General features: G+C 25.1%; 9 protein-coding genes. 8 read left to right on the forward strand and 1 reads right to left on the reverse strand.

What is annotated here, in order from left to right; translation table 11 throughout:
- Nucleotides 1–52: 52 nt before the first annotated feature.
- Entirely contained in the window at nt 53–544 is a 492-nt protein-coding gene (locus WFJ11_RS03135) for a hypothetical protein (RefSeq protein WP_293439862.1), read from the reverse strand.
- A 464-nt stretch (nt 545–1,008) separates the two neighbouring features.
- Here WFJ11_RS03135 and polA point away from each other — a divergent pair, with 464 nt between their 5' ends.
- The 8 genes from polA (at nt 1,009) to WFJ11_RS03175 (ending at nt 10,888) form a co-directional block, all read left to right on the forward strand.
- On the forward strand, nt 1,009–3,636 hold the full coding sequence (gene polA / locus WFJ11_RS03140; protein ID WP_293439861.1) for a DNA polymerase I: 2,628 nt from the start codon (nt 1,009–1,011) through the stop codon (nt 3,634–3,636).
- A complete protein-coding gene (gene coaE / locus WFJ11_RS03145; RefSeq protein WP_293439860.1) occupies nt 3,623–5,335 on the forward strand; it encodes a dephospho-CoA kinase in 1,713 nt (570 codons plus the stop codon). Before polA ends, coaE begins: the two co-directional genes overlap by 14 nt.
- A gap of 160 nt (nt 5,336–5,495) precedes the next feature.
- Entirely contained in the window at nt 5,496–5,870 is a 375-nt protein-coding gene (locus tag WFJ11_RS03150) for a hypothetical protein (protein WP_338817676.1), read from the forward strand.
- 242 nt (nt 5,871–6,112) lie between these two features.
- Nucleotides 6,113–6,577, forward strand: coding sequence for a CtsR family transcriptional regulator (locus WFJ11_RS03155; protein ID WP_009372373.1), 465 nt, complete (start codon nt 6,113–6,115; stop codon nt 6,575–6,577).
- Nucleotides 6,570–7,064 carry a hypothetical protein gene (locus WFJ11_RS03160; protein WP_338817677.1) on the forward strand — a complete coding sequence of 165 codons (495 nt, stop codon included), beginning with the start codon at nt 6,570–6,572 and terminating at the stop codon, nt 7,062–7,064. Before WFJ11_RS03155 ends, WFJ11_RS03160 begins: the two co-directional genes overlap by 8 nt.
- Nucleotides 7,057–8,034 carry an ATP--guanido phosphotransferase gene (locus tag WFJ11_RS03165; protein WP_338817678.1) on the forward strand — a complete coding sequence of 326 codons (978 nt, stop codon included), beginning with the start codon at nt 7,057–7,059 and terminating at the stop codon, nt 8,032–8,034. Before WFJ11_RS03160 ends, WFJ11_RS03165 begins: the two co-directional genes overlap by 8 nt.
- A gap of 13 nt (nt 8,035–8,047) precedes the next feature.
- Entirely contained in the window at nt 8,048–10,471 is a 2,424-nt protein-coding gene (locus WFJ11_RS03170) for an ATP-dependent Clp protease ATP-binding subunit (RefSeq protein ID WP_338817679.1), read from the forward strand.
- A 90-nt stretch (nt 10,472–10,561) separates the two neighbouring features.
- The gene (locus tag WFJ11_RS03175; RefSeq protein ID WP_293439855.1) at nt 10,562–10,888 is read left to right on the forward strand and encodes a heavy metal-binding domain-containing protein; all 327 of its coding nucleotides are present in this window, start codon (nt 10,562–10,564) and stop codon (nt 10,886–10,888) included.
- The last annotated feature ends 18 nt before the right edge of the window (nt 10,889–10,906 follow it).

A 10,906-nucleotide genomic window follows, 5' to 3' on the forward strand; every position in this document is an offset into this window, starting at 1 on the left:
GTAGAGACTAAAAAAGAGAAGAAAAACTTCTCTTTTTAAAAAATAAATATATTTATTTACATGTTATAACTAATATTTCACCATAAATAGCTACATAAGTATTTTCATCTTTACATACTATTTCTTTTAGTGTTAAGTTATTTCCATACCAACAATTTGTATCATTATCATATTCGTCATAATACTTATTATATGGGAAATTAGATGAATTTCCATAAACCTTTATAGTTTTAAATTTTACTATTATTCCTGTATTGAACTTGTTAATATCAAATGAATTAGTAGATGTCATATCTTCAGTAGCATCCAAATCACAAATCCTAGAAATTTCATCTTTATCTACAATCGTAAAAAAACCTTTTTTAAATTCAATTTCTAATTTTCCATTTTCTAGTTCTCTAACTCTATATTCTTCTTTAATTCCATATTCTTTTCCGGATTTAGTGTTTTTGTGAGTTGGTTCAAAATGTTCATTTGCCATTACTTTATTGTATCCTAATCCCATTGATAAAATCAATGTACAAAGTATCAAAAATTTTTTCATATTAACCTCCATAAAACAATCAAATCATTAAATTAACTTCTTTACAATACTACAATATCATAAAAAAACAAAGCTGTCAATATATTAATAAAATTTTTAAAATACTCAACTTTATGCTATAATTAGTATAGTTTTACGCCGAGTGGTAAAACTATAATAATTTCAGCATAATAACAAAAATTTAGTTATAATATAGGAACTATGTTATAATTAATATAGTTTTACACCATATGGTAAAACTATAATAATTTCAACATAATAACCAAAATTTAGCTATAATACAGGAATTATGTTATAATTAATATGGTTCGCCAAGTGGTAAAACTTATAATAATTTCAGCATAATAACAAAAATTGATTTATCTTATGGGAATTATGCTATAATAGATTCAACACGATAACATTAATAGAAAAAAAGAACAAGTTTAATAATTTTTATGATAGAATATATTTTGGAGAATAAAATGAAAAAAATACTTTTAATTGATGGGTCAAGTCTTATTTTTAGGGCTTTTTATGCAATAAGAAATTTAACAACTAAAGATGGTGTTTTTGTTAATGGAGTTTATGGCTTTTTAAATATGTATTATAAGGCTTTAGAATTAATAAAGCCTACTCATGTTTTTGTTGCATTTGATAAAGGGTCAAAAACTTTTAGACATAATGAATTTGCAGATTACAAAGGAACTCGTGATAAAGCACCTAATGAAATAACTTACCAATTTGGAATTTTAAAAGATTTGCTTTCTTCTATGAATGTAAATTATTTAGAACTTGATGAATATGAAGCTGACGACATCTTAGGAACTATAGCAAAACTTGCTCAAAAAGAAGGTTTTGAAGTAGATATTTTTACAGGAGATAGAGATTATTTACAATTGGTTGATGAGAATATTTTAGTTTATTTAACTAAAAAAGGTATAAGTGAAATTAAACTTATGAATAATGAATCAATTTTTGAAGAATATGGACTTTCTCCTAAACAATTAATTGATGTTAAAGCTCTTCAAGGGGATAGTTCAGATAATATACCTGGAGTTAAAGGAGTTGGAGAAAAAACTGCTTTAAAGTTAATCCAAGAATATGGTAATCTTGAAAATTTATATGAAAATTTAGATAATCTTAAAGGGAAATTAAAAGAAAATCTTGAGAATGAAAAGGATAAGGCCTATTTGAGTCGACATCTCGGAGAGATTTTTTTGAATGTTCCTATTGCAAGAAATATTGAAGATTTTGAAATTAAAGATGTTTCTAATGAATATCTTGAAAAATTAGAAAATTTAGAGTTTAAGAGTATTATAAGCAAGCATTTTAAAGATATAAAGAAAGAAAATGACGTAAAAATAAGTCAAAAAATTGATTTTGAGGTTATTAATTTTTCAGAAATTTTTGAAAAAATAAAAAATGATGATGCAATATCAATAAAATTTTTCTCTGATAAAGGATATATTTATAGGGAAAAGTTTTATACTGGAATTTATTCAAACTATAACAAGAAAGCTTATATTTGTAAAGATTTTGAACTATCTGATTTTGAAAAGTTTTGTAATTTGGATGTAAATATAATTGGTTACGATATAAAGGAAGAATTGTATTTTGCATTAAAAAATAATTTAGAATTTAAAAATTATGAAGATGTTATGATTTTAGAATATTTATTTGATTCTAATAAAGGAAATTATGACATTGGAAAAGTAAGCAACGAATTATTGCATTTAGAAATTCTAGACCTAAAAGAGATTTCAGGAAAAGGAAAGAATAAAAAGACTTTTTTTGAATTTGAAGAGGATATTATTTTTAAATATATTTCTCAAAATGTATTTGCTATTTATAAATTATACAATATTTTTATTGAAAAATGCAAAGAAAATAATTTGATTTTGTTGTACGAAAATGTTGAAAAACCTTTAGTAAAAGTATTAGCAGATATGGAAAGCACGGGTGTTTTAGTAGATAAAAGTATGATTAAGGAATTAAATGAGGAGTATTCTAAACTTGCAAATGAGTATGAACAAAAGGTATATGAATTAGCTGGTGAAGTCTTTAATCTTAATTCTCCAAAACAACTTGGAGTAATTTTATTTGACAAAATGAAATTGCCTGTTGTAAAAAAGACAAAAACAGGATATTCAACAGATGTTGAAGTTTTAGAAAAGTTATCTAAAAAGCATGAGATTGCAGATTATATTTTAAAGTATAGGTCTTTGAATAAATTAATTTCAACTTATCTAGATGGTATATTGGAATATATTATGGATGATGGCAGAGTTAGAACTTCTTTTAAACAAATGATTACTGCTACTGGAAGACTTAGTTCAGTAGATCCTAATTTACAAAATATTCCAATAAGAAGTGAAGAAGGGAAAAATATTAGAAAGGTATTTGTAGCAGATAAAAATAAAGTATTTATTGATGCGGATTACTCACAAATTGAGCTTCGAGTTTTAGCACATTTATCTAAAGATTCTGTTATGATTGATTCTTTTAAAAATGATTTAGATATACACTATAAAACCGCAAGTGAAGTTTTTGGTGTTCCTATTAATGAGGTTACAGATAATCAAAGGAGAAGTGCAAAGGCTGTAAATTTTGGAATAGTTTATGGAATAAGCGATTACGGTCTTTCAAAAGATTTAAATATTACAAGAAATGAAGCTAGACAGTATATTGATGGATATCTGAATACTTATCCTAGTATAAAGAAATATATGGAAGAAATAGTTAATAAAGCTAAGAAAGATGGCTATGTAACAACTATTTTGGACAGGAAGAGATATATTCCAGAAATTAATTCAAAAAATTTTAATATTAGAAGTTTTGGTGAGAGAATTGCTTTGAATACTCCTATACAAGGAAGTGCTGCAGATATTATAAAACTTGCTATGATTAAAGTTTATGAAAGATTAAATTCAGAAAATGTTAATGCAAAATTAATTTTACAAATTCACGATGAGCTTATAATAGAGTGTGAAGAAAGTGAAAAAGAAATTGTTAAGAAGATATTAAAGGATTCTATGGAAAATGTATATAAATTAGATTTGCCATTGAAAGTTGATGTTTGTGAAGGGAGGAATTGGTATGAGTCAAAATAAGAAATATATTGTTATTACAGGTCAAGCTGCTAGTGGTAAAAGCAGTTTAGCTAATTTTATTAAGGAAAAAAATGAAAATTATTTAGTTTTGGATGCAGATGATCAAATTAAAGAGTTATATAAAAGAGGTGCTGAACTTTATAAAATTCTAGTAAAAGAATTTGGAGATAGCATTTTAAATGAGAAGGGTAATATATCAAAAGGAAAGCTAAGAAGAACAATTTATTTTAGTGATGAAAATAGAGAAAAGCTAAATTCTTTAACTCATCCAGTCATTTTAAAAAATATGGTTAATATTGCTAAGAACTCTGATGCAGATGTTGTTTTTTTACAAATTCCACTATTAAATGAATCAATAGATAGATTAGAAAAATTAATTGATATTGATGAAGTATGGAATATAACAGCAAGTGATGAAGTTAGATTTAAAAGGCTAATGGAAAGAAAAGGAATGACTGAAGAAATTGCTCATAGAATTATGGAAATTCAATCAGAGTTTGAAAATGAAAACTATGATATTTTAACTGTTGAGAATAACGGAAATTTTGAAGATTTAAAAAATAAACTTGATTTATTTTTTAAAAATAGTTGTATAAACGAACAAAAAAAGTCGGGGTTTTTTGGAAGATTAAAGAAAAATAAAAAAGAAAATGAACCAGAAAATATAGTAGAAGAATTTGAAGACAACAATGATGATACGGGGGCTTTTAGACAAGTAGCTGATGAAGAATTAGAATCTAAAGCAATTGATGATGTCGTTTCTAATAATGAAATTTCTGAAAATCAAGATTTAAGTAATGCTGACGAAAAATTTGGTGAACAAAAGCAACCTATATTTTTTCAAGAGCAAAACACTGAAAATATTGATTTAGAAAATTTAGATAATCAAGATTCATTAGATATGAAAAAAACAAAATTAACAGATTTAAGTTCAGTACGTGATGATATTAAAGAAGATGATACTAATTCTGTTAAAAGTGAAATAGCTAATTCTAACGAAGAATTTTTTGAAGAAAGTGTTGAAGAAGAAAAAAAAGATGAAGTTAAAAAGAAAAAGAAAATGAAAGTTTGGAAAAAAGTATTAATAACCATAGTTACTATAGTTATTATATGTAAGGCACTATTTTTAGGTGCTGTATATTATGGTGGTCAGAATTATCCAGTAAATTATATTGAAGAAATACAAAAATATTCAAATGAATATGGTGTAGATCCTAAAGTAGTTCTAGCCATTATGAGAGTTGAAAGTAATTTCAAAAGCGATGCAGTAAGTAAAGTTAATGCTAAAGGTCTAATGCAAGTTTTACCTGATACCGCTAAACATGTAGCAAAGTTATTAAATGTTGATGCTAATTCTTTAGATTTAAATGATCCCGAAACTAATGTTAAAGTTGGAACATACTATTTAAAATATTTAATGCAAAATTTTAGTAATATGGATACAGTTTATGCGGCCTATAATGGTGGTATAGGAAATGTGAAAACTTGGTTGAAAGACTCAAAATATTCTAGTGATGGAGTCAGTCTATATACTATACCTTCAGCTGAAACGAAGAATTATGTTAATAAAGTAAATAAAGCTTTGAAAGCTTATGAGATTCTTTATGGAAATGAATTCCCTACAAAAAAACTTAAGGGATTTGCTAAATTTAAAGAAAATGTAAAGAATACGGTTAGATATATTTTGAATAATTTTTAATTAAAAATTTATAACTTAATATTGAATATAAAAAGCAATGAATGAAATATTTCATTGCTTTTCTTGTTAATAAATTTTAAAATCATAAGAATAAATTGATTATATAAAAGTAATATGCTATAATCACCATAGTATTGTAATTACTGTATTGGAGATTTGTATGTATAATAAAATTAATAATTTATTAAATAATTTTACAAAAGATAAAGAAACTATAATAAAATTCTTATTTAGGTGTTCAATAGCGTTGGATTTGTTTTTAATTTTAAGTTTTGTTATTGGTTTTTCTCTTGGAATGATAAGTTATGAAATTGGTTTTTTTATAGTAGGAATAGTTTTTAGATATGGTTTTATTATTTTTATATTAAGTATTCTACTTAAGTTTATAATTTTTATTTTGAGTTTTCATAGAAATACTGCAGAGGAAAAGAGATTTTTTTCTACTAGTTTAACTTATATGTTTAGATTGTTTTTTGTTGCAGCATTACTTTATGGGATTTATTATATTGGAAAGGTTATGACTGCAGTTGGATAATAAACTCTAGTAATATGATTAGTTTAAAACAAGAACCCTACCTTTCCACGATGCTTCGCATCGGGTGGGTCCTGGGAACCTTGTTGTTTCACAATAATAAAGTTGAGTTAATATTAAAAATTTACTCAACTTTTTTTGATATAGAAAATACTTTGAAACTTAAAAATTTTTTTAAAATGTAAAATAGTAAAAATCATTGGGTATATTATAATAAAGGTCAAAGTAGGTCAGGAGGTGCTCTTTTGGCAGGTATTAGTGATGTTATTGAAAAATTTTTGAAAGAAATGTTAGAAAATTCGGAAGATGGAATTATTGAGATAGGTAGAAATGATTTAGCAAGTAAATTTTCTTGTGCACCTTCTCAAATAAATTATGTTTTAACAACTAGATTTTCCTCCACAAATGGATATTATATTGAAAGTCATCGAGGAGGAAGTGGTTATATAAAAATTTCAACTCTTTCAAATGAAGATGTATTTTTTAATTCTGTTTTTGATTATTTAGAAAATAATGTAATTACTTTTAATGAAGGTAGAAGGATTGTAGACAGATTGTTTGAATTAGGATATATTACAAAAAGAGAAAGATTTATTATATTACATGCTATAAGTGATAACTCTCTTTGTATTGATACTAAAGCAAAAGATAGTTTAAGAGCAAATATATTACTAAATATTCTATATTCATTTGGGAGGAAAAATGACTAGGAAAATTGCAACAATTAGTTATGAAAAAGAAATATCAGATAATGAATATGACAATTTATTTGAATTTTTAAAATCTAGTGAAAAAGATGATTTGTTTTCTAATTTTAAAGGTCAAATTTCTAATTCAAATGTTAAATGTAGAAGATGTAAAACATCTGTAAAGGATATGATTTTTACAAATCGAACAGTATGTCCATGTTGTTATGAAACAATTTGTAAATTGATAAGAAAAAAGAAATTAAAACCAAGTCTTATTTATTCAGATATTCTCGATAGATTATTAAGAGACGATTTTAAAAAATATAAAGGTAAAGTACCTGAATATACAAAGATTTATTTTGATAATATAATAAAAATTGCAGACTTAGAAAGAGAGTTGAACCATTGTATAGAGGTTGAAGAATTTTTAAAATGTGATATTTTAAAAAATACTATTGAAGATTTAGAAAATAAAAATCTTAAACTTAGGAGAAAAATTAATGAGTAATTTCTTAGGAAAAATTTCTGAAAAATATATTTCCCTTTCAAGTCAAGTTGATGTTTATAGAAATGTAAAAGGTTATAATTTTAATTATATGTTAACTTTTAATGACGAAATTAACTTATATAATAAAATTTGTTCTTCATTCTATAAATTGTATTATAGTGATAGATTTTCATTTGAAAAAGTGAATTCAAAAAAACAAATCATAAAATATTATAATGATGGACTTTTTATAGATTCAAATGATATTTTTAGAGAAAATTCATATATAGCATCAAGAGATGATGGATTTGTTTATATGAATATAAATATTAGAGAACATCTTAGATTTACAGGAAAACTTCCGGGAGTAAATTTTCTGAGATGCGGACATTTTGCTTATGGATTAGAATCTGATTTAGATGAAAAACTTGATTTTTCATTTAATACAAATTTTGGATATGTTTTTGAAGACATTAACTTAATAGGTAATGGATTAAAAATGATTAGTGTTTTACATATTCCATCTTTGAAATACTATAAAACAACTGAATTTTTAGAAAAGAAAATGAAAAAAATAGGGATAAATTTTTATTCTTTATCAAAAATAGGATTATGTGATGATTTTTATATTGCAGAATTTTCCAATCCTAAATCAGAAGAATTTTCAGCAATTAGAAAAATGGATAAATATATTAGTGAGATAGTAAATTTAGAAATAGATAATCGTAGGAAGATTTTAGGTATAAAAACTGACTACTATAGGGAAAAATATGAAAAACTTAAAAAAATTTTGATAAATAGAGAAAATATAACTCCATTTATAGTTAGTAAATTTATTTCTCTTTGTATATTATTGCAAAGTTTAGAACTTATTGTAGATTATGATATAAATTTACTGTATAAATGTCTTATGAGTATAAGAAGTTTAACTTTTTTAAATGATAAAGAGAGAGATAAAGAACTTTTAAATATAATTATAAAGTTAATTTAGGAGAGGTGATTGTATGTATGAAAATGTAATTAGAAGTGTGGATGAGTTTATTCGTTATGCTGTTAATGAAGCTTTTTATTTAAAAGATGATTATATCGGTACTGAACATATATTACTTGCATTCTTGAAGATAAACAGTAGAGAGACTGAGTGTCTCGTTTCTGCTGGGGCAAATTATAATTCTTTAAAGGGTTATTTAATAGATAAAAAGGGTTTTGGTGATTTTACAAATGTTGCAAGTAAATTATCAAAAAATGCAAAGAAAGTTGTTGATAATGCAGTTAATATTGCAATGGAATCTGATAATGTTCAAGTTTTACCCTGTCATCTTTTAATTTCATTAATGGAACTAAAAACAAGTCTTGCATATAAAATGCTTATTGATGCAAATATAAGTCCTGAAGGTATTTCTGCTGATATAAAAGAAAAGATAAATTTTGCTTCAGATACTGAAGATAATGGTGGAGTAATGACAGAAACTTTAGATAAATATACCATTAATTTAAATGAAAGAGCAAAAATAGGAAAGATTGACCAAGTTATTGGTAGAGATAAAGAAATAGATAGAATCTTGCAGATTTTACTAAGAAGAACAAAAAATAATCCAATTCTAATTGGAGAAGCTGGAGTTGGGAAAACAGCTATAGTAGAAGGACTTGCTCTTAGAATTGTTGAAGGTAATGTTCCAGAGTTTTTAGAAAATAAAACAATTTATAGTTTAGATTTACCAGCTATGCTTGCAGGAAGTAAGTATCGTGGAGACTTTGAAAAAAGAGTAAAAGATACGTTAAATGAAATTATGAAAAATAAAAATGTAATTGTGTTTATTGATGAATTTCATAATATTGTTGGAACTGGTGGCAGTGAAGGATCTATTGATGCTGCTAATATTTTAAAACCATTTTTAGCTAGAGGAGAAATACAATTAATTGGTGCCACAACAATCGATGAATATAGAAAACATATTGAAAAGGACTCTGCTCTTGAAAGAAGATTACAGCCAATAGAAGTTTTAGAACCTACAGTTAGTCAAACTATAAACATATTAATGGGCTTAAAAGAAAAGTATGAAAAACATCATGGGATAGTAATCACAGACGAAGCAATAAAAGCTGCTGTAGAATTATCTAATAGATACTTAACAGATAGATTTCTACCTGATAAGGCAATTGACTTAATTGATGAAGCTGGATCTATGTTAAGAATTAAATCATATTTAAATCCAGATGATATCATTTATTTGAAAGAAAAAAATATAAAGTTAAAATCAGAAATTAAACAATTTGTTGAACATCAAGAGTTTTTAAAAGCTCAAGAATTAAAAAATAAGTATGAACAAAATCTAGAAGATATAAAAAAACTTAAAGAGATAAAAAAAGATAAGAAAAATAATGAAAATTTAATTTTAAAGTATGATGATATTGCAAAAGTTGTTTCAGACTGGAGTAAAATTCCAGTTAATAGATTGACAGCAAAGGAAAGTCAAAAATATCTATCTCTTTCTGATAATTTAAAGAATATAGTTATTGGACAAGGAACTGCTATTGATAGAGTCACTAATGCTATAAAGAGATCTAGAGCAGGAGTATCTTTGGGTAGTAAACCTATTGGTAGTTTTATATTTGTTGGAGCTACAGGTGTTGGAAAAACTTATCTTGCAAAATCATTAGCAAATCTTTTATTTGAATCTGAAGAAAATATGATTAGAATTGATATGAGTGAATATATGGAAAAACATACAGTTTCTAAACTAGTTGGATCTCCTCCTGGATATGTTGGATATGGAGAAGGTGGATATTTAACTGAAGCGGTAAGAAGAAAACCATATAGTGTAGTTTTGTTTGATGAGATTGAAAAAGCACATCCAGATGTATTTAATATGCTTCTTCAAATTCTAGATGATGGAAGATTAACAGATTCTCAAGGAAAAACAGTAAATTTTAAAAATACTGTAATTATTATGACTTCTAATGTAGGAGCATCTGCAATCGAAAAGAAGAATACATTAGGATTTTCTTCAAAAAAGGATGAAGAAGAAAAGGAATATGATAGAATTAAAGAAATTGTTAATTCTGAACTAAAAATTATGTTTAAGCCTGAATTTTTAAACAGGGTAGATGATATAATTGTATTTTCAAAATTAGATGAAAAAGACATATTGAAAATTACAGAACTTTTACTAGAAAAACTGAAAAAAAGACTTAAAAATATTGGGTTAAATATTGGATATAGTAATAAAATAATAAAAAAATTATCTGATATGGGCTTTGATAAGTCTTATGGAGCAAGACCTCTTGAAAGAATTATTAAATCAGAACTTGAAAATAAAATTGCAGATGAAATTTTAAAGAATCAAATTTTAAGTGATGAAAAATTATTTTTAGATGTAAAAAAAGGTAATATTGTATTAGAAAAAGTAAAAATAAAAACAAAATAGAATATCCTTTATTAATTTATATATTAGTAGAAAAACTATTGATAACATTTTACAAGTGTGTTAATATTATAAAAAAAGGAGGATATTTCTATGATTATTACAACTACAAATAATATTGAAGGATATGAAATTGTTGAATATAAGGGAGTTGTCTTCGGTGAAGTTATTACTGGAGTAAGTTTCTTAAAAGATTTTAAAGCAGGTCTAAGGGATATATTTGGTGGACGTTCATCTTCTTATGAAAAAGAATTGATGGGTGCAAGAGACGATAGTTTAGATGAGATTACTGAAAGAGCTAATGAAATTGGAGCTAATGCTGTAGTTGGACTAAAAATGGATTATGAAATGCTTGGAGCATCAAATGGAATGATGATGGTTACTTGCTCAGGTACTGCTGTTAGAATTATAAAAAAATAAATTTTTAGGTGTTTTAAA

Source organism: Parvimonas micra (assembly GCF_037482165.1).
Taxonomy (GTDB): domain Bacteria; phylum Bacillota; class Clostridia; order Tissierellales; family Peptoniphilaceae; genus Parvimonas.